The 22444-nt window shown below is 71.1% G+C and carries 20 protein-coding genes; 9 read left to right on the top strand and 11 right to left on the bottom strand.

Going from position 1 to position 22444, the window contains the following annotated elements:
* Nucleotides 1-36 precede the first annotated feature (36 nt).
* Nucleotides 37-213 (top strand): hypothetical protein, encoded by a 177-nt coding sequence (locus GT755_RS04155; protein WP_161478332.1) that lies wholly within the window; start codon nt 37-39, stop codon nt 211-213.
* Here GT755_RS04155 and GT755_RS04150 read toward each other — a convergent pair.
* Nucleotides 186-1040, bottom strand: coding sequence for a hypothetical protein (locus tag GT755_RS04150; RefSeq protein WP_161478331.1), 855 nt, complete (start codon nt 1038-1040; stop codon nt 186-188). The two genes, GT755_RS04155 and GT755_RS04150, sit on opposite strands and share 28 nt — an antisense overlap.
* 5 nt (nt 1041-1045) lie before the next feature.
* A complete protein-coding gene (locus tag GT755_RS04145) occupies nt 1046-1807 on the bottom strand; it encodes a nucleotidyltransferase domain-containing protein (RefSeq protein ID WP_161478330.1) in 762 nt (253 codons plus the stop codon).
* Nucleotides 1808-1901: 94 nt separating this feature from the next.
* Between GT755_RS04145 and GT755_RS04140 the strand changes: the two genes are divergently transcribed.
* The gene (locus tag GT755_RS04140) at nt 1902-2921 is read left to right on the top strand and encodes an NADH:flavin oxidoreductase/NADH oxidase (RefSeq protein ID WP_235966034.1); all 1020 of its coding nucleotides are present in this window, start codon (nt 1902-1904) and stop codon (nt 2919-2921) included.
* On the opposite strand, the gene GT755_RS04135 is transcribed toward GT755_RS04140, so the two are convergent.
* From GT755_RS04135 to GT755_RS04125, 3 genes are read right to left on the bottom strand one after another with little or no spacing between them, the layout of a single operon-like run.
* A complete protein-coding gene (locus tag GT755_RS04135; protein ID WP_161478328.1) occupies nt 2863-3216 on the bottom strand; it encodes an ArsR/SmtB family transcription factor in 354 nt (117 codons plus the stop codon). The two genes, GT755_RS04140 and GT755_RS04135, sit on opposite strands and share 59 nt — an antisense overlap.
* The gene (locus tag GT755_RS04130; RefSeq protein ID WP_161478327.1) at nt 3213-4226 is read right to left on the bottom strand and encodes a Glu/Leu/Phe/Val dehydrogenase dimerization domain-containing protein; all 1014 of its coding nucleotides are present in this window, start codon (nt 4224-4226) and stop codon (nt 3213-3215) included. Before GT755_RS04130 ends, GT755_RS04135 begins: the two co-directional genes overlap by 4 nt.
* A gap of 1 nt (nt 4227) precedes the next feature.
* Nucleotides 4228-5262, bottom strand: a complete 1035-nt coding sequence (locus GT755_RS04125) for a class I SAM-dependent methyltransferase (RefSeq protein ID WP_161478326.1) — start codon at nt 5260-5262, stop codon at nt 4228-4230.
* Between the two features lie 107 nt (nt 5263-5369).
* On the opposite strand from GT755_RS04125, the gene GT755_RS04120 reads away from it, so the two are divergent.
* Nucleotides 5370-5960 carry an RNA polymerase sigma factor gene (locus GT755_RS04120; RefSeq protein WP_161478325.1) on the top strand — a complete coding sequence of 197 codons (591 nt, stop codon included), beginning with the start codon at nt 5370-5372 and terminating at the stop codon, nt 5958-5960.
* A 58-nt stretch (nt 5961-6018) separates the two neighbouring features.
* Here the strand turns inward: GT755_RS04120 and GT755_RS04115 are convergent, their stop codons facing one another.
* Complete coding sequence (locus GT755_RS04115) at nt 6019-6921, bottom strand: hypothetical protein (RefSeq protein ID WP_161478324.1); 903 nt, start codon at nt 6919-6921, stop codon at nt 6019-6021.
* 266 nt (nt 6922-7187) lie between these two features.
* Here GT755_RS04115 and GT755_RS04110 point away from each other — a divergent pair, with 266 nt between their 5' ends.
* Nucleotides 7188-11480, top strand: coding sequence for a discoidin domain-containing protein (locus tag GT755_RS04110; protein ID WP_161478323.1), 4293 nt, complete (start codon nt 7188-7190; stop codon nt 11478-11480).
* Nucleotides 11481-11537: 57 nt separating this feature from the next.
* Here the strand turns inward: GT755_RS04110 and GT755_RS04105 are convergent, their stop codons facing one another.
* A complete protein-coding gene (locus GT755_RS04105) occupies nt 11538-12362 on the bottom strand; it encodes a DUF4253 domain-containing protein (protein WP_161478322.1) in 825 nt (274 codons plus the stop codon).
* Nucleotides 12363-12408: 46 nt separating this feature from the next.
* On the opposite strand from GT755_RS04105, the gene GT755_RS04100 reads away from it, so the two are divergent.
* Nucleotides 12409-14280 (top strand): WD40 repeat domain-containing serine/threonine protein kinase, encoded by a 1872-nt coding sequence (locus GT755_RS04100; protein ID WP_161478321.1) that lies wholly within the window; start codon nt 12409-12411, stop codon nt 14278-14280.
* On the opposite strand, the gene GT755_RS04095 is transcribed toward GT755_RS04100, so the two are convergent.
* The 3 genes from GT755_RS04095 to GT755_RS04085 are packed head-to-tail and all read right to left on the bottom strand — an operon-like array spanning nt 14178 to nt 16565.
* Nucleotides 14178-14873, bottom strand: a complete 696-nt coding sequence (locus GT755_RS04095; RefSeq protein ID WP_161478320.1) for a class F sortase — start codon at nt 14871-14873, stop codon at nt 14178-14180. The genes GT755_RS04100 and GT755_RS04095 overlap by 103 nt on opposite strands.
* A 15-nt stretch (nt 14874-14888) precedes the next feature.
* Entirely contained in the window at nt 14889-15695 is an 807-nt protein-coding gene (locus GT755_RS04090; protein ID WP_161478319.1) for a DUF4397 domain-containing protein, read from the bottom strand.
* Between the two features lie 9 nt (nt 15696-15704).
* Nucleotides 15705-16565, bottom strand: a complete 861-nt coding sequence (locus GT755_RS04085) for a hypothetical protein (protein ID WP_161478318.1) — start codon at nt 16563-16565, stop codon at nt 15705-15707.
* A gap of 202 nt (nt 16566-16767) precedes the next feature.
* Here GT755_RS04085 and GT755_RS04080 point away from each other — a divergent pair, with 202 nt between their 5' ends.
* Genes GT755_RS04080 through GT755_RS04070 form a run of 3 tightly spaced genes read left to right on the top strand, consistent with a single transcriptional unit; the run spans nt 16768 to nt 19536 of the window.
* Nucleotides 16768-17097, top strand: a complete 330-nt coding sequence (locus tag GT755_RS04080) for a hypothetical protein (RefSeq protein ID WP_161478317.1) — start codon at nt 16768-16770, stop codon at nt 17095-17097.
* Nucleotides 17033-18298, top strand: coding sequence for an FxsB family cyclophane-forming radical SAM/SPASM peptide maturase (locus GT755_RS04075; protein ID WP_407929397.1), 1266 nt, complete (start codon nt 17033-17035; stop codon nt 18296-18298). The genes GT755_RS04080 and GT755_RS04075 overlap by 65 nt, the downstream gene beginning before the upstream one ends.
* Entirely contained in the window at nt 18295-19536 is a 1242-nt protein-coding gene (locus tag GT755_RS04070; protein WP_161478316.1) for an HEXXH motif domain-containing protein, read from the top strand. The genes GT755_RS04075 and GT755_RS04070 overlap by 4 nt, the downstream gene beginning before the upstream one ends.
* On the opposite strand, the gene fxsT is transcribed toward GT755_RS04070, so the two are convergent.
* Nucleotides 19505-22042 carry an FxSxx-COOH system tetratricopeptide repeat protein gene (gene fxsT / locus GT755_RS04065; RefSeq protein WP_328794163.1) on the bottom strand — a complete coding sequence of 846 codons (2538 nt, stop codon included), beginning with the start codon at nt 22040-22042 and terminating at the stop codon, nt 19505-19507. The genes GT755_RS04070 and fxsT overlap by 32 nt on opposite strands.
* 194 nt (nt 22043-22236) lie before the next feature.
* Between fxsT and GT755_RS04060 the strand changes: the two genes are divergently transcribed.
* Complete coding sequence (locus GT755_RS04060) at nt 22237-22380, top strand: hypothetical protein (protein WP_161478314.1); 144 nt, start codon at nt 22237-22239, stop codon at nt 22378-22380.
* The last annotated feature ends 64 nt before the right edge of the window (nt 22381-22444 follow it).

Below are 22444 nucleotides of genomic sequence, written 5' to 3'. Positions count from 1 at the left end.
TCGTACTGTGCGGTGCACAGCACTGTCCGAATTCGGATGAACCTGCTGGTCGGGGGAGTGCTGATCTGGGCCATGGCGGCCGGGGCGGTCTTCGTCGAACCGTGGGTCGACGACCTCGTGAAGGCCATCGTGATCCTGCTGGTCACCGCCCCCGACGTCGTCCAGGAGACGCGGCGCGAACCGCGTCAGCAGCGCAGGTTGACCTCGTCGTAGGTCGGCGGATCGACCGGCGCGAAGTCGTCGCAGGTGTCGGGATTGAAGATGCTGGCGGCGTAGAGCGCCGGGGCCTCGCGCAGCGGCGGCATCCCGGTGACCCGGAAGGGGGCGCCGTCGTCGTCGATCGTCAGGGTCACCGTCTTCTGCCTCTGCAGCACGTCGGCCACCAGACGGTACTCGCAGTAGCGCCCGGTCTCCACCTGCACGTCGAAGACCTGCTGCTCGCCCGGCGCGAGCAGCACCGTCTGGGTGTCGAACCAGCTTTTCTCCGACCAGCCGTACTTCTCCATGAAACGGGGGATCGGATGGCGCGCGTCCAGGTCGAAGGAGAGGTCGACGAGCAGCTCGCCGCCCTGCGGGGGCGAGTAGAAGACCGTCCCGCCGAGGGGTGCGCGGCAGTCCGCGGACACCCGCAGGTCCAGGATCCGGACGTCGAGCTTCGAGACGTTCTCCAGCACGAACCGGGTCCCCAGGGTGTGCACGTCGACCCCGCCGAGCGAGCGCATGAGGACCGCCAGTTCGTCCATGTCCGGCGAGTCGCGCAGCTCGTTGATCTTCCGCAGCGTCGCGGCGTCGGGCCGGTAGGCCGCCGGGAAGACGAACGTGTCACCCGGGTCGAGGTCGCGGACCTTCAGCGCCGCGACGACCACCGGTCTGGCGATCGGGGTGGGCGACGGGGAGGCCAGCACCACGAGCTTGGCCGCGTCGGAGGTGACCGCCGCGATCGTGCCGGTGAGGACGGTCAGCAGCGCTCCGCCGACGACTAGGGCGGGCTTGCGCAGCAGCCGCTGACGTAAGGACGGTTTCGGGTGGTGTCGGCGCACCCGCCCTATCGAATCGTCCGGAGCGTCCCGGCATCGGTGATTTCATCCACCTGGTTGGAGGCCCAGGTTCTCCGGTACGCGTCCACCAGCCACGCGTCGGCCCGCGCCTCGTCCGGATGCTCCGGCAGCACGCTCGCCGGAGCCGCTTCGGCCAGCCGTCGCTCCAGGTCCGCCGCCATCGCGAGGGCCTCCTCGCGCCCGATCTCGCCGGTCCGGATGGCCACGATGACGTTGCGCCGCGGCATCGGCAGCGTGATCCGCCCGGTCTCCAGCAGTTCCACGCCCTGCAGGCCGAGCCGGACCATGTGCCCGGCCGCCTTCGGCGTCTGGCCGCGGTCGCGCTGGGCGCGCAGGTAGCCGATGAACCGGTCGGCGGCCCGCCGCGACAGGATGAACGACGGCCCCTCGGCCAGCAGCTCCGCGCCGAGCGGGGTGACCGTCGCGTCGGGCGCGAACAGGGCCAGCAGCACGGTCGGGTTGCCGTCGAGCGCCAGCCGCATCCATTTGCGCAGGCTGTAGACGGTCAGGTCGAGGTCGCCCGGCCGCGACCTGACCCCTTCGGGCACCGAGCGGTGGATGTACTGCTCGAAGGTGCGCAGCCCGATCACGTATTCCGGCGGTTCGACGCAGATGCCCAGCTCGTCGCGGTCGCCGGTGTCGCCGACGGTGGTGCCGTGGAGGCGTGAGCCGATCTCGCAGCGCAGGATCGAGTGGTCCGCGGCGATGGCCGCGAACTCGGGGGTGCTGTGCCGCGTCCAGCCGGTCATAGGCTGAATAGTACGATAAATATCGAACTAAGGAGACGCCGTGTTGTTCCAGCCCCTCACCCTGCGGTCGCTGACCTTCCCCAACAGGGTCTGGATGTCGCCCATGTGCCAGTATTCGGCCGCCGTCGACGGGCCGGACACCGGGGTCCCCCATGACTGGCATCTCGCCCATCTGGCCGCCCGCGCCGTCGGGGGCGCCGGGCTCGTCATGGCCGAGGCGACCGCCGTCTCACCCGAGGGCCGCATCAGCCCGGCCGACACCGGCCTGTGGAACGACGCGCAGGAGGCGGCCTGGGAGCGCATCGCCGGGTTCGTGCACGCCCAGGGCGTGGTCCCCGGCATCCAGCTCGCCCACGCCGGGCGCAAGGCGTCGACCGACCGTCCCTGGCTCGGCGGCGGCCCGGTCGGACGGGCCGACCACGGCTGGACCCCGGTCGCGCCGAGCCCGATCCCGTTCTCGGAGGCGCACCCCGTACCGGACGAACTGACCGCCGCGGAGATCGGCAAGCTCGTCGAGGCGTTCGCCACGGCGGCCGAGCGGGCGCTGCGGGCCGGGTTCCGGGTGGTCGAAATCCACGGGGCGCACGGCTACCTCATCCACGAGTTCCTGTCCCCGCACAGCAACCACCGCACCGACGCCTACGGCGGCACGTTCGAGAACCGGGCCCGGTTCGGCCTTGAGGTCGTCGACGCGGTGCGCGCGGTCTGGCCGCAGGAGCTCCCGCTGTTCTTCCGGGTGTCGGCCACCGACTGGCTGCCCGAGGACGAGCCGGCCTGGACGCCCGGCCAGACCGTGATGCTGGCCGCCGAACTGGCTGCCCGGGGGGTCGACCTGATCGACGTGTCGAGCGGCGGCAACGCCTCCACGCAGCGGATCCCGCTCGGGCCGGGCTACCAGGTGCCCTTCGCGCGCCAGGTCAGGGCCGAGGCGGGGGTGCCGGTGGCGGCGGTCGGCCTGATCACCGAGCCGGAGCAGGCCGAGGAGATCGTGGCCACCGGACAGGCCGACGCGGTGTTCCTCGGCCGCGAGCTGCTGCGCGACCCCTACTGGCCGGTCAGGGCGTCGGGGGAGTGGCCGGCCCAGTATCGGCGCGCCGCCCCTCGGCCGCGTTGACCACGCTGTCGAGCAGGCCGGGGAAGAGCCGGTCGAGGTCGGCGCGGCGCAGGCCGTTGAGCTTGGAGGTGCCGCGGTAGACCTGGGAGATCACCCCGGCCTCGCGCAGCACCCGGTAGTGGTGGGTGGTGGTCGACTTGCTGACGGCCAGATCGATCGCCGAGCATGGCACCTCGCCGCCCGCCGCGGCCAGGAAGCGCACGATCTCCAGCCGCGCCGGATCGGCCAGCGCGTGCAGCACCTCTTCGAGCCGGATCTCCTCGGCCGGGGGATGCTCCAGGACTCTCGCCGTCATGCCTCGATGGTAGTCCGATGAACGTCGGACTTCAGGTTGGCGGCGGCCAGGTCCTCGGCCGCCTCCAGCGGGGTCACGCCCCGCACCGCCGCGTCGGCCAGCAGGCCCGCCACCCGGGGGCCGATCGCCCGCACCCTCGGGATCGCCGACTCCTCGTCGCCGCCCGCGAGCTGCTCGTCGAGGAAGGTGATGCCGCCCGCGCTCATGATGAAGTCGGGCACGAACGTCACCCCCCGTCCGGCCAGCACGTCGGCCAGGTCGTCGTGGGCCAGCACGTTGTTGGCCGGTCCGGCGACGATCCCGCAGCGCAGCCCGTCGACGGTGGCGTCGTCCACCACCCCGCCGAGCGCGCAGGGCGCCAGCACGTCGCACTCCCGGGCCAGGGCGGTTACGGGGTCGATCGCGGTGGCCCCGATCTCGCCCGCCAGGGCGTCGGCCCGTCCCGGGGCGACATCGCTGACCAGCACCTTCGCGCCCGCCTTCACGAGCATCCTGGCCAGGTGGTGGCCGACGTGCCCCACCCCCTGGACGATCACCGTCCGGCCCGCCGGCGAGGTGCCGTGCACGTGGGCGACCGCGGCCTCGATGCCGCAGAAGGCGCCGAGCGCCGTCAGCCACGACGGGTCGCCCTCCTGGCAGGTGACGACCGTCGCCTCGGCGGCGATCTGGCGCATCTCGGCCGCGCCGGTGCCGACGTCGATGCCGGGGATGTAGCGGCCCTCCAGCGACCGGATGAACCGGCCGTGCGCGCGCATCAGCTCCGGGGTGGCGGCCTCGGCGATGACGACGCTCTTGCCGCCGCCCAGGCGCAGCCCGGCGGCGGCGGTCTTGCGGGTCATCGCGCGGGCCAGCCGCATCGCGTCGTCGAGGGCGGCGGCGCGGTCGCGGTAGGGGAGGACCCGGACCCCGCCGATGGCGGGGCCCCTGGTGGTGTCGTGTACGGCGATCACGGCGTCCAGCCCGGTGACCGGGTCGTGGCGGGTGACGACCTGCTCGAAGTCGGTTCTCACGTCACACCAGCCGGTAGAAGCGCCAGAAGCCGAAGTCGCCGATCGGCAGGGTCTCGACGTCGGTGAACCCGGCCTCGCGGGCGTAGGCGCGCAGGGTGCCGGGGCGCATGACGGTGCCGGTGGCGGCCGACGGCGTGTGGGCGCGGCCGTCGGGGAGGCAGATGAGCAGGCTGAAGCCGTACATGAGGCGCTCGACGTCGTCGCCGTCCGGGTGGAAGGCGTCGGCGACGGCCTCGTCCATGACGATCACCTGGCCGCCGGGGCGCACCGCGCGGCGCACGGCCGCCAGGGTGTCGACCGGGCGGGGCATGTCGTGCACGCACTCGAACGCGAACACCACGTCGTAGGCGGCCTTGGGCAGGGTGGCGGCGTCGGCGGCGCGGAAGCTCACGTTGGGCACGTCGGCGTTGGCCTCGGCCAGCGCGATCGACGGCGGGTCGATGTCGACGCCCTCAACGGTCGCTTCGGGGTAGGCGCGGGCCAGCGCGATCGTCGACCACCCCGCGCCGCAGCCGACGTCGAGCACCCGCGCGCCCGGCACGGCCAGCGCCGCGTGCAGGTCGGCGATCTTGGCGACGGCGCCCGGCAGCGCGTGCTCGAACCACGGGCGGTTCATGTCGGCCTGCGACTCGCGGACGTCGGGGCCGTAGTCGTCCCAGCCGACGCCGCCGCCCTCGCGGTAGGCGTCGAGCAGCGCCGGGAGCTGGACGGAGGCCCCGGCCAGCATGCGGGCCAGCGGGGCCAGGTAGTTGAGGCTGCTCCGGTCGGTCAGCACCTCGGCGGCGGCCGGCGGCAGCACGAACCGGCCGTCGCCGCCGACGGCCAAGACGCCGGCCACGGCCTGCTGCTCCAGCCACTCGCGGGCGTAGCGTTCGTCGCCACCCGCCCGCTCCACCAGTTCGGCCGGGGTGGCCGGTCCCCGCGTCAACGCGTCGTACCACCCGAGGCGGTCGCCCAGGTGGATCGCCAGCACGTCGGTCATCCCGAGCGCGGCGCGGAAGAGCCGGTCGGCGAAACCGGCGACGGTCGTGTCCATGTCGAAATCCCTTCGGTCACCGGCCATTACGCGCCCTTCACCGTCATCGGTTCCCCATGACAGCGCCGCGAAGGGCCCGTGACAGAGGCCTCCCGCACGGTGGTGGCATGAAACTCGAAACGCGCTTCCAGCGGGGAGACGAGGAGGCCTTCGCCGACATCGCCGGCCGCTACTCGCGGCCCATGTTCGCCGCCGCCTACGGGATGCTCGGCGACGCCGAACTCGCGGCGGACGCCGTACAGGAGGCCCTGGTGAAGATCTGGCAGAAGGCCGCCACCTACGACCCCGACCGCGAGCTGGAACCCTGGTTGTTCACCATCACCCGCCGCGCCGCCGTCGACGTCCACCGCAGGGCGCGGCGCAACGCGGGCGCGACCGACCTCGACGCGGTCGCCGGCCGCCTGTCGGTGCCGCCGCCCTCCCTCGACCACCAGTGGACGTCGGTGCAGGTGTCGCGGGCGCTGGCCCGGCTGACCCCGCAGGAGGCGCAGGTGCTGCGGATGGCCTACTTCGAGGACATGACGCAGGCCGAGATCGGGGCGGCGCTGGGCGTGCCGGTCGGCACGGTCAAGAGCCGCACCTTCCGCGCCCAGAGGCGGCTCGCGGGGCTGCTCGCCCACCTGCGATTCGGACCGGCCGAAAGCCGTCACGAAGAGTCGGAGGCGGGGCACAGGACTCGCCTGTGCCCCGTCCGGTGAAGATCTCAGAAAGGCGCTCCCTGCGTCCTGGCGACCACCTCCTTCCGCGGGCGGCGGATCACCGGGCCACCGCGGCGGCGCCCCGCCACGTCCGGTAGGCGGCCGGATCGATCACCGCGGAGCGGGCCGGCGGGTCGAGGCGCACGCCGCCCGGTCCCACCGAGAGCACCGACGCGGGCGCGGCGGGGGAGCTGAACGGCACCCGCAGCACCCCTCCGTCGAAGGCGGCCACCGAGCCGAGCACGCCGTCGGGGATCGCGGGCTCGGCCACCTCGCCGGTCGACGGCGTGAAGACGACCAGCCGCGAGCGGGACCCCCGCTCCACCCGCAGCACCACCCGCGCGCCGTCGCCGCCGATCGCGGCGACCCGCTCGGCCAGCCCGCCCAGCACCGGACGGCCGCGCCACCGGAACCCCGGCGGGCCGCCGGGCGGCATCCCGACGAGCCCGCCGGGGAGCACCCGGGCACCGGTGACGGCGCCGGGCATCAGCTCCCAGCTCCCATCGGAGAGGTCGAGCACCACCGGTCCCGGCGCCTCCGGCCGGGTCAGCCCGACCAGCCGGGGCGCGAGCACGACCCCGGGCCCGGTCGCGCCCGGCGGCAGATCGGCCAGCCGCTCCAGCCCGTGGGCGGTGACGCGGCAGACCGCGCCGCCGATCACCAGGTCGCCGGAAAGGTGCATCCACGGCCCCCGCCCGGCCGTGATCGTCGTCTCGGCCGACTGGGTGACCAGCGAGATCCGGTGGCGGCCGTCGTCGTTGCGGCACAGCAGCGCCCGCTCGCCGTCGAGCGGGCTGATCTGGGTGGTGGCGTCGCAGGCCGAGGCCAGCGGGCGCACCAGCGGGTCGGGACCGGTGAAGTCCCACACCTCCGGGCGGTGCACGCCGCCCCCGTCGGCCGCCAGGCAGGCGGCGTACCGGCCGTCGGCGGAGAACCGCCAGTTCACCCTCACCGTCGTCACGGGTCCCACGATGCTCAGGTCGCCTTGTGGGCGACTTGTGGGTTACTGAAGATCCAGTGGGCCGGCCGAAACGCCTCATCAGGGCAGGGTTTTCTGACCGTTGACGCCCTCTTAGCACACTTGTAACATTCAGCCATCACTGCGCAAGAATCTTGCAAGCTGATGTTTGATTCCTATCTTTTCCTCGCAACTTCAGGGATGCACAGCGTCCGTGCTCCTGTACCCCCCGACCCCTGTAGTGCCATGCCGAGAGATAGAAGAAGGCGATGACGAGAAAGCACGGACCGTTACGGCTGCTGGCGGCATTTGTCGCGGCAGTTCTCGTCGTGACCGTGGGGCCGCTGCAGCCGGTCTCCGCGGCCGGCGGGCCCAACCTCGCGGCCGGGAAGGCCACCGCCGCGAGCAGCACGAACTCCCCCTACCCCTCATCCAACGTCGCCGACGGCAACCAGGAGACCTACTGGGAGAGCGCCGGCAGCACCTTCCCGCAGTGGGTCCAGGTCGACCTGGGCAGCGCCCAGAACGTCGACCAGGTCGTCCTGAAGCTCCCCGCCGGGTGGGGCGCCCGCACCCAGACCCTCTCGGTCCAGGGCAGCCTCGACAACAGCGGCTGGTCGACGATCGTCGGCTCGGCCGGGCAGAACTTCGCCCCCGGCAACGCCAACACCGTCACCCTGAACTTCGGCGCCACCAACACCCGGTACGTCCGCGTGAACATCACCGCGAACACCGGCTGGGCCGCCGCGCAGCTCTCCGCCCTTGAGGTGTACGGCGTCACGAGCTCCTCGGGCAACCTCGCCTCGGGCCGCACGATGACCGCCAGCAGCGTCTCGCAGAGCTACGTCGCGCCCAACGCCAACGACGGCAACGCGAGCACCTACTGGGAGAGCAACAACAACGTCTTCCCCGAGTGGCTCCAGGTCGACCTCGGCGCCTCGGTCGCGGTCAACCGGGTCGTGCTGAAGCTGCCCCCGGCCACCGCCTGGCAGACCCGCACCCAGACCCTGGAGATCCAGGGCAGCGCCAACGGCTCCAGCTTCTCCACGCTGGTGCCCTCCGCCGGGTACACCTTCAACCCGGCCACCGGCAACACGGTGACGATCAACTTCACCTCCGCCGCGACCACCCGCTACGTGCGGCTGAACATCACCGCCAACACGGGCTGGGCGGCCGGCCAGATCTCCGAGTTCGAGGTGTACGGCCCCAGCGGCCCGGTCGACACCCAGGCGCCCAGCGCCCCGGGCAACCTGACCTACACCGAGCCCGGCGGCACCCAGATCCGGCTCGCGTGGAACGCCTCCACCGACAACGTCGGCGTCACCGGCTACGACGTCTACCGGGGCGGCCAGCTCATCGCCAGCGTCGCGGGCAACGTGCTGACGTACACCGACAACCAGCCGGCCACCGCCACGGTGACCTACTTCGTCCGCGCGAAGGACGCCGCGAGCAACGTCTCGGGCAACTCCAACTCGGTCACTCGCCAGGGCCAGTCGGGTGGTGACACCCAGGCGCCCACCACCCCGGGCAACCTGGCCTACACCGAGCCCGGCTCCAACCAGATCCGGCTCACCTGGACGGCCTCGACCGACAACGTCGGCGTCACCGGCTACGACATCATCCGCAACGGCTCGGCCGCGGGCAGCGTGTCCGGCACCACGCTCGTCTTCACCGACACCCAGCCGGCCACCGCCACGGTGACCTACCTGGTCCGGGCCCGCGACGCCGCCGGCAACGTCTCCGGCGACAGCAACTCGGTCACCCGCACCGGCACCAGCCAGCCCGGCACCAACCTCGCCACCGGCAAGGAGATGGTCGAGTCGGGCCACGTCCACACGTTCGTCGCGGCCAACGCCAACGACAACAACCTGGACACCTACTGGGAGGGCGCGTCGGGCAGCTGGCCGAGCACCCTGACCGTCAAGCTCGGCGCCAACGCCAACGTCACCTCGGTCGTGCTGAAGCTCAACCCGTCGTCGGCGTGGGGCGCCCGCACCCAGAACATCCAGGTCCTGGGCCGCGAGCAGTCGGCCACCACCTACACCAACCTGGTGTCGGCGACCAACTACACCTTCAACCCGACCTCGCAGAACACCGTCACCATCCCGGTGACCGCGACCACGGCCGACGTGCAGCTCCGCATCACCAGCAACACCGGCGCCCCGGCCGGCCAGATCGCCGAGTTCCAGGTGTTCGGCACCCCGGCCCCCAACCCCGACCTGGTCGTCACCTCGGCCACCTGGTCGCCCGCCTCCCCGGTCGAGACCGACTCCATCACGCTGTCGGCGGTCGTCCGCAACAACGGCAACGCCGGCGCCCCGGCCTCGTCGGTCAACCTCTACCTCGACACCACGCGCGTCGCCACGGTGAGCGTCCCGGCCCTCGCGGCGGGCGCGCAGACCACCGTGACGAGCAACATCGGCCCGCGTGACGCCGCCTCCTACTCGGTGAACGCCAAGGTCGACGAGAACAACACGATCATCGAGCAGAACGACGGCAACAACGCCTTCGTCAACACCACGGCCCTCGTGGTCCGCCCGGTCGACAGCTCCGACCTGGTCGCCTCGCCGGTGGCCTGGACCCCGACCAACCCCTCAGGCGGCCAGACCGTCACCTTCAGCGTCGGCATCAGGAACCAGGGCACCGTCGCCTCGGCGAGCGGCGCCCACGGCATCACCCTGACCGTCCTGAACGACCAGGGCACCGTGGTCCGCACCCTGACCGGGTCGTACAGCGGCGTCATCGCCGCCGGCGCGACCACCTCGCCGGTGAGCCTCGGCACCTGGACGGCCGCCAACGGCCGCTTCACGGTCCGCGTCGTGCTCGCCAACGACGCCAACGAGCTGCCGGTCAAGCAGGCCAACAACACCACCAACAACGGCCTGTTCGTGGGCCGCGGCGCCAACATGCCGTACGACCACCTGGAGGCCGAGGACGCCGTCCGCGGCGGCGGCGCCGGCGTCGTCGGCCCGAACCGCACCATCGGCGACCTTGGCGGTGAGGCCAGCGGACGCCGCGCCGTCACCCTCAACACCACCGGCGCCTTCGTCGAGTTCACCACCCGGGCCCAGACCAACACCCTGGTCACCCGCTTCTCGATCCCCGACGCGGCCGGCGGCGGTGGCATCAACGAGGAACTCAACGTCTACGTCAACGGCGCCTTCCACAAGTCGATCAACCTGACCTCCAAGTACATGTGGCAGTACGGCAACGAGGCGAGCCCCAACAACTCGCCCGGCTCCGGCGGCCCGCGCCACATCTACGACGAGGCCAACATCTTCCTCGACGGCTCGTTCCCGGCCGGCACGAAGATCAAGCTGCAGAAGGACGCGGCCAACGCGACCAACTACGCGATCGACTTCATCAACACCGAGCAGGTCGCCCCGATCGCCAACCCCGACCCGGCGAAGTACGTCGTGCCGACCGGCTTCACCCAGTCGGCCGTCACCGCCGCGCTCGACAAGGCCCGCATGGAGAGCGGCTGGGAGGGCGTCTACCTGCCCGCCGGCGACTACTCGGTGCAGAGCAAGTTCAACGTCTACGGCAAGCCCATCAAGGTCGTCGGCGCCGGTCCCTGGTACACCAGGTTCTACGCCCCGACCAGCCAGGAGAACACCGACATCGGCTTCGACGTCCAGTCGTCGGCCAACGGCGCCTCCTTCAGCGGCTTCGCGGTGTTCGGCAACTACACCTCGCGCAACGACGGCCCCGGCAAGGTCTGGAACCTGACCGGCGTGAGCAACATCTCGATCGACAACATGTGGATCGAGCACCAGATGGTCATGGTGTGGGGCACCAACGTCAGCAACCTGCTGCTGACCAACAGCCGCGTCCGCAACATGTACGCCGACGGCCTCAACCTGACGAACAACAGCAAGAACAACACCGTCAGGAACATCGACGCCCGCTCCACGGGTGACGACGCCTTCGCCCTGTTCAACGCGATCGACATCGTCCAGGGCGACAACACGGGCAACCTCTGGGAGAACCTCTCGGTGACCACCCCGTGGCGTGCGGCGGGGCTGGCGGTCTACGGCGGCCAGAACAACACGTTCCGGAACATCTACATCGCCGACACGCTCTGCTACTCGGGCATCACGGTCTCCTCGCTGGACTTCGGCTACCAGTTCAGGGGCTTCGGCACCCAGCCGACGACCATCGAGAACGTGTCGATCATCCGCTCGGGCGGCCACTTCTGGGGCGCGCAGACCTTCCCGGGCATCTGGATGTTCTCGGCCTCCAAGGAGTTCCAGGGCATCCGGATCAACAACGTGGACATCGTCGACCCGACGTACTCGGGAATCATGTTCCAGACCAAGTACAACGGCGCCGCCGAGTACCCCCACACCGACACGATCTTCACCAACGTCTCGATCTCGGGCGCCCAGAAGAGCGGCGACGCCTTCGACGCCAAGTCGGGCTTCGGCATCTGGGTCAACGAGATGCCGGAGCAGGGTCAGGGCCCGGCGGTCGGCTCAGCCACCTTCAACAACCTGACCTTCAGCAACAACTTCCAGAACATCAAGAACACGACCTCGACGTTCACCCTCAACATCAACTAGTCCCCCACTGAGCGGGCGCTGCCGCGGGAAGGCCAACCTCCGGCGGCAGCGCCTTTTCTAGTCCCACCAGAACGACCAGGCGTTGCGTCCCTTGATCAGCTCCGCGTAGTCCTCCAGCGTGCCCGGACCCTGCACGATGGTGTCGGGGCAGAACGTCCAGTGCTCGGCGGCCACGTGGACGGCGTGCAGCGAGGTCGTCGGCGGCGCGGCCACGCTCAGGTCGAGGGTGTTGAAGCCGACCCCGACCACCCGCGCGCCGAACCGCTCCTCCCACGAGCGCACGACCGCCGCCATGGGCACCGCCCACTCGTTGTGGTTGACCGCCCCCTGCCAGCCCATGACGGCCAGCGCGTCGGCGCCGCGGTCGGCCGCCACCAGGCCCAGCGGGGTGCCGTTGCGGGCCAGCTCGCGGGCGTACCAGTCGGCGACCACGTCGGGGTGGGCCACCGGGACGCCGGGCTCGGCCAGGCCGGGGGAGACCGGCCCGAAGGGCTCCAGGTTGCCGATCTGGTCGTGGGAGGCCGTCTCGACCCAGTCGGCCCACACCTCGTCCATGAACGCCTGGGCGTGGAACAGGTCGATGCGGTCGGCGTCGTCGGGGGCGATCTGCCCGACCGACCACGGCTGGACCGACTCCTCCAGCAGCAGCGGCCACAACCCCGAGGCGGGGTGTTCGGCCCGTAGGCGCGACCACAACTCGCCGGACACGGGTTCGTCGCTCAGCCAGAACGCCGGCCGCCGGTGCGGGCGCCCGCGTTCGAACGTCGGGTCGGGCCACACGGTCACGCCGGGAGGCAACTCCACGGTGAGCTCGCGCCGCACGCCGTCGTCGGCGAACAGCTCGCGGAGCTCGGGCGGCAGCAGCCCCTTTCTAACCGGCACGGCGAAAGAATAGTTCACGCGTTGTTCGTGCGGTTATCGTGTGGTCATGCCGGTTCCCCGACCTCTGCGGCCGGGCGACCCGCGGCAGGTCGGGGGCTACACGCTGACCGGCCTGATCGGCGAGGGCGGCCAGGGCACCGTCTTCCACGGCCACACCGCCAAGGGCGAGCCGGTCGCCGTCAAGGTCCTGCACGCCCGCGTCTTCGGCAAGCGCGACTTCCACAACGAGGTCGCCGCCGCCCGCCGGGTGGCCCAGTTCTGCACCGCCCGCGTCATCGACGCCGACGTGACCGGCGAGCGGCCCTTCATCGTCAGCGAGTACGTCGACGGCGAGTCGCTGGAGTCCCTGGTGAGGCGCGAGGGCCCCCGCGACGCGGGCTCCCTCGACCGGCTGGCCGTCGGCACCGCCGCGGCGCTGGCCGCGATCCACCGCGCGGGCATCGTCCACCGCGACTTCAAACCGGCCAACATCCTGCTCGGCGCCGACGGCCCCCGCGTCATCGACTTCGGCATCGCCCAGGTCGTGGACGCCGCCGGCACCGAGGCCAGCCGGGTGCAGGGCACCCCCGCCTACATGTCGCCGGAGCAGCTCGCGGGCCGCCGTCCGGGCCCCGCCTCCGACGTCTTCTCGTGGGGCGTGACGATGACGTTCGCCGCGACGGGCAAACCGGCGTTCGGCAACGACAGCATCCCGGCGGTGATGAACCGCATCGTCACCCGCGAACCCGACCTGTCGTTCGTGCCCTCGCGGCTGCGCGGCGCCCTGGCGGCCGCCCTGGCCAAGGACCCGGCCGACCGCCCCACGGCCGCCGACCTGCTCGTGACGCTCGTGCACGCCCGCGACGAGGGCCACCAGGCCCACGAGCGCTCCGCCCGCCGCCGCTGGGCGCTGATCGGCGGTTCGCTGGGCCTGATCGCCGCGTCGCTGGCCACGGCCGTCGTGGTCCTCCCGGCCGATCCGCCGCCGCCACCCGTCGTCACGGTCTCCCCGATGAGCCGCCCGGTCGACGCCGCGTTCGGGCAGCCGCTGGGCCCACCCTTCACCGGCCACCGGGGAGAGGTGCTGTCGGTGGCCGCCGGGGCCCTCGGCGGGCGTCCGGTGGCCGTGTCGGCGGGCCGCGACGGGACGGTGCGCGTCTCCGACGCGGTGACCGGGGCCGCGATCGGCGGGCCGCGCCGCGTGAACGCGCTGAGCATCTCGTCGGTGGCCGTCGACGGCGACGTCGTGGTCTGCGGCGGCTACGGCGCCGGGTTGTGGCTGTCCGGCCTGCGGTCGGGCCGCGAGATCGTCTTCGGCGCGGAGACCGGCGACGTGCTGGCGCTCGGCGTGACCCGGCTCGACGACCGTACCGCCGTGGTGACCGCGGGCCCCGACTCCGTGCGGGTGACCGACCTGTCGTCGGGCGAGGCCCTGCTCAAACTCGGCGGCGGCGCGACGGCGGTGGCGTTCACCATCGTCGAGGGCCGCGACGCCGCCGTGACGGCCGGTCTCGACGGCACGGCCGAGGTCTGGGACCTCCACTCCGGCGAGCCCGTCATCCCCCCGTTCCCCCTGCCGGGGGAACTGCTGGCCGTCTCGTCGGCCGGCGCCCGTCCCGTCGTGGTGACCGCCGCCCCCGACAACACGCTGCGGGTGTTCGACCTCCAGTCCGGCACGCCCCTGGGCACCCCCTACCGGGGCCACACCGACCGCGTCGGCGCCCTCGCGACGACCGAGCTCGACGGGCGTCCGGTGGTCGTCTCGGGCTCCTGGGACGGCACCGTCCGCGTTTGGGACCTGCTCAGCGGCACCCCCGTCGGCCCTCCGCTGACCGGTCACCGGGGCTGGGTGACGTCGGTCGCGGTGGCCGTGGTCGAGGGCGTGCCCGTCGTGGTGTCCGGCGGGCGCGACGGAACGGTCCGCACCTGGCGGTTGTGACGCTCCAGCGTGGCGAAGACGATGACGTTGTCGGCGTAGTGGCCTTCGCCGGGGTCGAACGCGCCGCCGCAGGTGATGAGGCGCAGCCGGGCGTCGGGGGAGGCTCCGTAGACCTCACGGGTGGGGAAGTCCTTCTTCGCGTGGGTACGCACCTCCTCCACCCGGAACGTCACGGTCCGCCCGTCCTTGAGGGTGACGAGGATCCGGTGGCCGGGCTCCAGGTCGCCGAGTCCGGCGAACACCCCCGGCCCGGTCAGCGAGTCGAGATGGCCCGCGATGACGGCCGGGCCGGGATCGCCGGGGCGCACGCCGGCGGCGTACCACCCGGCGACCTCCGCCTTCTCCGGCGCGACCAGGACGCCGTGGGCGTCGAGCGTCAGCCGCTCCAGCCGCGACCGCACCCCGATCGCCGGGATGACCACCTCGACGGGCTCGGCGTGCCGCCGCTGCGGCCGGACCTTCGCGACCTGGTTCTCCACCGGCCCCCACCCGGCCGCGGCCGCACGATCGAGGGTTCCGAGGTGGACGGCAGGGGGAGAGGCCGAACACGCGGCGGTGAGGGAGACGGCGACGAGCATCGCCAGTCGTCTCATGGGACGCTCAACAGATCACGTCGTGCCGCCGGAGCGTGGGCGGAGCCGTAGTAGAACAGAGGCGACGGCGAGCACGCCGACGCCCGCGAGCGCCACCAGCCAGACCGGCGGGCCGGAGTCGGCGAGCCCGCCCATGCCGGTGTCGACGGCGCCCTTCGGCGTCACCCCGGGCGCCGCCGCGTCGGTGAGCGGGAGAAGCTGCAGCCCCCGGTCGCCATCGAGCACCACGACCGTGTTGGTCGACCCGGGCGCGAGCCGCACGTCGGCGCTGGCGGTCTCGTCGCCCGCGGCGGCCGTGATCTTCTGCATGGCCGCGTCGACCTCGGTGTACTCGGGCGTGTCGGCGAAGCGCAGATCCTCCTCCAGATCCCCGGCGGACACCGTCACCACCCGCTCCTTGAGAGACGCGGCGATGACGCGCAGCCCCGCCTTCCCGTCGGGAAGTTCCATGGTGTCGTTGAGAACCTGCAGCCGAATGCTCTTGTAGGGCCCCATCCCCGCCACCGTGTAGGCATGCCCGCCCTCGACCCGCACGTTCGCCGACAACACCGGCGGCGTGTCCGCCGAGGCGCCGGCGGGCCGCATCGCGACCGTGTACTGCCCCGCGCCCAGGTTCTGGTAGGGCGACACCCCGCCGTAGGGCACCGCGTCCAGCACGAGTTTCGGCCGGTCACCGCCGAACGGATAGAGGTAGACGTCGACCGCCGGGGTGTCGGGGGACAGGTGCGCGAGCCGGACGTGCCCGACCTGCGGCGCCGCGTGCGCGGGCGCGGCCAGGAAGATCAGCAGGAGGGCGCCGGTGAGTAACCGCGGGAGTTTCATCGTGCTCCGTTATGAGGACAACGAGCCGGTGGGGCTCGGCGCTGCGTACCGTATGCGCAGGATTGTTGACACTGCGTCGACCGGTCGAGCGATCTTCGCCTCAATGGGATGAAATCGTGACTCTTGTGCCTCAAGAAATCTGACGATCCCGGAAACCGACGCCTCGGTCGGCTCGGCTCCGTCGACCGACGAGATCTCGACCGTCCGGTACGGCACCTTCCGGGGGTCGCCGCCGCCGTCCCCGAACTGGCGGACATAGAGCCGGTGCGAGGCGGCCAGCGCCGCCAGCGACACCAGGATCCGCGCGTCCACCTCACCTCCGGCGAGCTGCCGCGTGGCGGCCGGCGTCGCCGCGAGGCGGGGATTGGCCAGCAGCTCGCGCCCGGCCTCCCGTCGCTCACGCTTGTCACGCTCCAGCGCCTTCGCGAACGTGCCGACTCCCTGCGGCGTGACCTGGACGATCCTGATGTCCCCGACGGTGGCGAGCGGCTCGGGGGCGGTGACCGGCTCCAGCCCCGCCCCGAAGAAGTCCAGCAACGCGGGCGTGACCACCACGACGTCGGCGTTCAGGACCTCCTCCTGACCACGCAGCGGCAGCAGCCGCGACGGCGCCACCCGCTGCTCGGCGAGCAGCGCGCAGACCGGCGCGTCACACCCGATGATGCCGCTGACCTGCCGCGCCACCCAGGCGGCGGCCTGCTCGCGGTCGCGCGCCGCCGCGTCGATCTGGGGCACCTGCTCCGTCGGCGCCGCGACCTGCTGCACGGCCCGCGAGTTCACGAAGGCCCCCGCGACCAGAAGCCCCGCCGCCGCGAGCGCCAGCCCTCCGGCGGCACGCAACTGCCGCCCCGGAGGCAGGCCGAACAGCACCAGACCCCCAATTAGAGTTCATCCCTTATACGCACACGTCATCACGGGAACACGCGCAGTGGCAAGACTCTAGCGGGTGGATTTAACTCCATAAACGGGCATATGAAGGGTCGTGACGTGGTGGCGTTCAAGGCCCGCAACCACCTCGACACGTATGCCCTCAGCCTGGTGTTCTCGTTCGCTCGTCTCGACGCTCGAACGGTTGAAACTGATCGCGGGGTGGGGGACCGAGGGGGCGTTCGCCTATCGGCTGTTTCCGGACAACCCCGGGTTCGCGCTGGTGCCGGTCGATCCGGAGACGTCGCACGGGCGGGTGGTCGTCGAGTTTCCCGGGTTTCATAATCCGTCGACGTCGTCGCGCATGCATCTGGAGTTGGTGGCGGTACTGGGTCCGGCGGTTCGACCGGGTGTGGGAGGAGGCATCCGCACCGGAAATCTTGACGCGACGGGAAAAGCCGTGAGAGACAATAATCGCGGAGGTACGTCAGGTCGGCGCCGACAGGGCGAAGGGGACCGCGATCACGTTACCTGAATTAGGACGACGGCCATTTCCGGCATCCCTCGACGTCGAGGCCCTCCTGGCGTCGGGGTGGAAACCGCATGCCTTCCGCCAGTTCATTCTGAAGATTCACAGCCGTTGCGACCTCGCCTGCCGCCATTGCTACGTGTACGAAATGGCCGACCAGAACTGGCGCAACCAGCCGAGGCGCATGTCCGAGGCCATCGCCGGGAAAGTGGCCCTGCGCATCGGCGAACACGCGACGACCCACGGCCTCACCGAGGTCGACGTCATCCTCCACGGCGGCGAACCGCTGCTGGCCGGCCCCGAGTTCATCGCCTACGTGGTCCGCGCCATCCGCCGCGAAATGGACACCGGCAGCGTCGTCAACGTCAGCATCCAGACCAACGGCCTGCGCCTCGACGAGGAGTTCCTGAAACTCTTCGAGCAGCTCGGCATCCGGGTCGGCATCTCCCTCGACGGCGACGCCGCCGCCCACGACCGTCACCGCCTGTTCCGTGACGGCCGGGGCAGTCACGCCCTGGTCAGCGAGGCCATCGGACGCCTGTCCCGCGGCCGCTACCACGGCCTGTTCAGCGGCCTGCTGTGCACGATCGACGTCCGCAACGACCCCCTGAAGACCTACGAGGCCCTGCTGGCCTTCGACCCGCCGGCCGTCGACTTCCTGCTGCCGCACGGCAACTGGTCGACCCCACCGCCGTTCCGCGACGCCGGGTCGTCGTCGACCCCCTACGCCGACTGGCTCATCCCGATCTTCGACCGCTGGTATCGCACCGCCGAAACCGAGGTCCGGCTTTTCACCGAGATACTCCGCCTGATAACCGGACGGCCGTCCCGCAGCGAATCGATCGGGCTTTCCCCGGCGCTCCTGGCGGTGGTGGAGACCGACGGTTCCATAGAACAGTCCGATATCCTGAAATCCGCATATCACGGGGCCGCGGCCACACCATTGCACGTGTTGCGTGATCCCTTCGACGCGGCGTTGCGACTTCCCTCACTGGTGGCCCGGCAGATCGGCGTCGAGGCGCTCTCCCCGGTGTGCCGTGAATGCGAGATCGTCACGGCGTGCGGCGGCGGTCTCTATGCCCACCGCTACGACGAGAATTCCGGATTCCGGAATCCGAGCGTCTACTGTCCCGATCTCTTCGCGCTGGTCAGCCATATTCACCGGGTTTTCGCGGAAGACGTGGCCCGGATGAGGGGAAACCGATGAGCATCCTCCCGCACCGAATCTCCGATGCGGCCTTCTCGGCACTCGCGTCGGGCGGTGGGGGAGCCGCCGCCGCGGAGGAGCTGCGCTCGGCCCAGTTCAGCAGGCACCTCATGCTGCTGCGCGGCGTCGTCGAGTCGTTCCCCGAGGTGAAGGTGGCGGAGGAGGCCTTCACCGTCCTCGCCGACTTGCAGCGCGGCTCGGGCGGCGCGGTCGAGACGGTGCTCCGCTATCCGGCGGTCGGAGCCTGGGCGGCCCAGTGCCTGCGCGGCACGGCCGACCCGGCCAGGCTGGCGGCGGTCGCGCTCGCGGCGGCCCACCTCGCGGGCCGCGAATGCCGTCTTCCGGTGACCTCCCGGCACGGCTGGGTCACCCTGCCCTCGGTCGGCGGATTCCCTGCCACCGGCGCGTTCGACCTGAGCGTCGGCCCCGGCGGCATCCGGGCCGACGGAGACCCCGTCGACGGATGGCGCCCCCTCGCCCGGATCACGGCGCACGGCTACACCGTCACCGTCGACGACCTCGACCCCCACCGCTGGCCCGACGACGGCATCGACCTGCCCCGCCTCGACGCGCCGGAACGGGACGACTGGCAGTCGCGTCTCCGCGAGGCCTGGGACGTCCTCGCCGAACGCCACTGGACGGTACGCGACGAGGTCGCCACCACCGTCAGCGTGCTCACCCCCATCGGCGCACCCTCAGACCAGCCGCAGAGCGAGTCGTCGCGGGAGGCGTTCGGCGCCATCGCCCTGTCGGCCCCGCCCGACGGCGTGTCACTCGCCGAGACGTTCGCCCACGAGACCCAGCACGTCAAGCTCTACGCCCTCATGGACGTCGTCCCCCTGACGCTCCCCGACACCGGCGACCTCTACTACGCCCCCTGGCGGCCCGACCCCCGCCCGGCCCGCGGTCTGCTCAACGGCACCTACGCCTACCTCGGGGTGACCGGCTTCTGGCGGCGCGAGCGGGCGGCCGGACATCCCCGCGCCGAGTTCGAGTTCGCGCAGTGGCGCGAGGCCGCCCACGAGGCGACGCAGGCGCTGCTGGCCGGCCGGGGACTCACCGCTGAGGGGGTGCGCTTCACCGAAGGCATGGCCCGCACGCTCGGCAAGTGGGCCGGCGAGCCGGTCGACGCCGGGGTGCTCGACGAGGCCCGCCGCGCGCAGTCGGCGCGACGGCGGGCCTGGGAGCAACGCAACGAGATGGCCGCTAGAGCGGCTGAGGGTCGAAGTCGGTATTGATCCGGCGGTTCTGGGCGGTGGCGACGGCGTCGGGCTGGTTGATGCCGTCGAGGTCCTGGTAGCGCCGCAGCACCTCGGCCTTCAGCGCGTCGGCCTCGGCGGTCGCGCCGAAGGCGCGCAGGTCGAGCGCCAGGTTCGCGGCCGCCGACAACGTCATGAAGTGGTCGTCGCCGAAGAGGTCACGCAGCCGTTGGTGCAGCTCCCGGCCGCCCTTGACGGCCTCTTCGACCTCGCCGAGCGCCGCCAGGTCGGACTGCATGTTGATCAGGCAGGTCAGCGGGTAGTCGTGATCCCAGCCCAGCCGGACGGCCAGCGCCTCGGCCGCCTCCTGGTTCATCCTCCTGGCCTCCGCGACGTCACCGCGCAGACGCAGCAGCACCGCCAGGTTGCTGCGGGTGGTGTGGGCGAAGGGATGGTCGGCGTCGAAGACGCGTGCGTAGAGGGGGGTCATCTCCAGCGCCAGGGCGTAGGCCCTGTCGATGTCGCCCTTCGCCCGGTGGGCGTTGGACAGGTTCACCCCGGCGGCCAGGGTGTCGGAGTGGAGGGCGCCGAGCAGGCGCCGAAGCCCGTTGTAGGTCGTGTCGGCCAGATCGAGCGCCTCGTCGAGGTCGCCGCGGCGTCTCAACGCGATCGACAGGTCCTTGGCGGCCAGCAGGGTGCCGTGGTTGTCGAGCGACAACTGCTGGCGGCCGTAGTCGAAGGCGTCCTGCCCGAGGTAGACGGCCATGTCGTAGTCGCCGCAGAGGCGCACCGCCCTCGACAGCGCGCTCCAGGTGCTCAGCACCATCGACGACCCCACGCCGGTCCGGGCCGTGCTGAGGTCGCGCAGCAGGACCTGGAACATGTCACGGGCGGTGGCGTAGTCGCTCGTCAGGGAGTAGTCGATCGCCAGGTTGTGGCGGACGCGGAACATGCCGGTGGTGTCGGGGGTGGCGGCGTTCCGGTATCTGCGCAGCAGCTCGCCGTCCTGCTCGCGGGCCCGCTGGAACTCGCCGGCGACACGCAGCGTGCTGCCGTAGCTGTTGGTCGCCCACAGCGTCTCGGAGTGGTCGGGCCCCAGCTCCTTGCGCATCGCCTCGAGCGTGTCGTGGTCGGTCTGGTAGGCCAGCGTGTACTCGCCCATGCCGCGCAGGATGTTGCCGAGGTGCTTCCTGGCCACCAGGACGTCGGGGTGGTCGTCGCGCTCCTCCCGCTGGGTCCACTTCTCGATCAGCTCCTCCACCTGGGCGCGGGCCAGTTCGTAGTTCCCGGCGCGGTAGAGGTATCGCACGGTGTTGAGCGCGAACTCCCGGACGTTGGGCGTGGCGCATTCGGCCAGGTTGGAGTAGCCGATGTGCGGCACCAGTTCCTCGAACGCCTTCCAGTTGGCGTTGTCCTCCGGGTCTTTGGGCGCGGAATGCGCGAGCAGGAGGTGCACCTCGTGGCGGATGTCGTGTTGCTGCTTCGGGTCGAGCTCCTCGCGCAACAGCGTCTGGATCAGCCGGTGGACCTGGATCGTCCGGGTGGTCGAGTCGATCTTCGCGAGGGCGAACCGGCCGAGGCCGCTCAGCGCCTTAGTGAGCAGCAGCGGGTCGTCGAGGATCGGGGCGATACGCGGAGTCTCGGCCTCGGTGCCGCGGCGGAAGACGTCGCGCGGGATCGGTTCGGGGCCGAAGAACGCGCAACAGCGCAGGATCTCGATCGCCTGGGGCAACCGGGTGCGGAGCTGGTGCACCGACAGCTGCCAGGCCGCCGCCATCGACTGCGGGTAGTCGTCGGACTTGCCCATGCCCATCAGGCCGGTGGTCTGCGACTCGAGCAGGGTGATGTACTCGTCGATGTCCATCGCCGTCTCGTACATCAGGGCGCCCGCCTGCTCCAGGGCGATCGGCAGGTCGCCGAGCTTCTCGGCCAGGATGTCGAGCTTCTCGTCGGGCATCTCCCGGCGGATGCGGTTGGCCAGGAAGGTCTTGCTCTCCTCGCGGTCGAACACGTCGACGCGCAGGCTCTGCACCCGGCTGCCCCACTGCGGGTTGCGTGAGGTGATGAGGGCGTGGCCGGGGCCGCCGGGGATGTAGTCGCTCAGCGAGGCCGGGTCGACGGCGTTGTCGAAGATGAGCAGCCATTTGCGATAGGGCTCGCCCCGCTCCAGCGCGCGTTTCACCGTGCGGGCCGTCTCTTCGATGCCCAGGCCGACGCTGGGCGGCAGACCGAGGTGGGAGGCCAGCGCGGCGAGCGAGGCCGGCACGAGTTCGCGTTTCTCGGAGGGGATCCAGTAGACGACGTCGTAATGCCGCCGGTAACGCCAGGCGTATTCGATCGCGAGCTGGGTCTTCCCCACGCCGCCCTGCCCCTGCAAGGCGTTCGCCTTCGGTTCGAGCACCACCGAACTCACCTGGGTGATGTTGTCGCGGAGGGCGAGCAGGAGATCTTCACGTCCGGTGAAATGGGGATTCTTCGGTGGAACCCGTTCCCAGACCAGTGGGACCCGATCGGAAGTCGAGTGCGCTGCATGGGAAGACTCCACGGGAAACCTCCGCCACTGTCCCACCACGGGAACCTTGGATTATGCCGTAATACTAAAGCTTGATTCACCGCCCCGGTCATCACAGAATCGTAAGGAAGCATGGTGACGTTGCGGGGAGACCTCCAGGCGAGGAACCGGTCCCGATACCGGGAAAAGGACGCCCGTAACCCGCCCTCAGGGTGCGAGGAGAGCACATGCAGGAAAATCAGAACGGTGGGATTCCCAATTACGGATCGTTGTCGCTCGGGGATCTCATGGCGATGAGCGTGCAGCGTCCGGCTCTGGACTGGGTACTCGCCGAGGGCGAGCCCGTGGCGAGGTTCCAGAGCGCCTATTAACGGACGCCGTCCGCGGCCGTGCAGGTGCGACGGACCGGCCCACAAGCGATCAGAACCGATATAT

Origin of the sequence: Herbidospora solisilvae (genome assembly GCF_009901565.1) — a bacterium.
Taxonomy (GTDB): domain Bacteria; phylum Actinomycetota; class Actinomycetes; order Streptosporangiales; family Streptosporangiaceae; genus Herbidospora; species Herbidospora solisilvae.
This window is presented reverse-complemented; position numbering and strand designations above follow the sequence as displayed.

Coding starts and splice junctions, on each gene's coding strand:
- GT755_RS04145 (WP_161478330.1), bottom strand. CDS start 1,807: ATGACCGGCTGGACGCGGCACAGCACCCCCGAGTTCGCGGCCATCGCC.
- GT755_RS04120 (WP_161478325.1), top strand. CDS start 5,370: ATGAAACTCGAAACGCGCTTCCAGCGGGGAGACGAGGAGGCCTTCGCC.
- GT755_RS04100 (WP_161478321.1), top strand. CDS start 12,409: ATGCCGGTTCCCCGACCTCTGCGGCCGGGCGACCCGCGGCAGGTCGGG.
- GT755_RS04070 (WP_161478316.1), top strand. CDS start 18,295: ATGAGCATCCTCCCGCACCGAATCTCCGATGCGGCCTTCTCGGCACTC.
- GT755_RS04125 (WP_161478326.1), bottom strand. CDS start 5,262: ATGGACACGACCGTCGCCGGTTTCGCCGACCGGCTCTTCCGCGCCGCG.
- GT755_RS04090 (WP_161478319.1), bottom strand. CDS start 15,695: ATGAAACTCCCGCGGTTACTCACCGGCGCCCTCCTGCTGATCTTCCTG.
- GT755_RS04135 (WP_161478328.1), bottom strand. CDS start 3,216: ATGACGGCGAGAGTCCTGGAGCATCCCCCGGCCGAGGAGATCCGGCTC.
- GT755_RS04095 (WP_161478320.1), bottom strand. CDS start 14,873: ATGAGACGACTGGCGATGCTCGTCGCCGTCTCCCTCACCGCCGCGTGT.
- GT755_RS04140 (WP_235966034.1), top strand. CDS start 1,902: ATGTCGCCCATGTGCCAGTATTCGGCCGCCGTCGACGGGCCGGACACC.
- GT755_RS04060 (WP_161478314.1), top strand. CDS start 22,237: ATGCAGGAAAATCAGAACGGTGGGATTCCCAATTACGGATCGTTGTCG.
- GT755_RS04110 (WP_161478323.1), top strand. CDS start 7,188: ATGACGAGAAAGCACGGACCGTTACGGCTGCTGGCGGCATTTGTCGCG.
- GT755_RS04155 (WP_161478332.1), top strand. CDS start 37: ATGAACCTGCTGGTCGGGGGAGTGCTGATCTGGGCCATGGCGGCCGGG.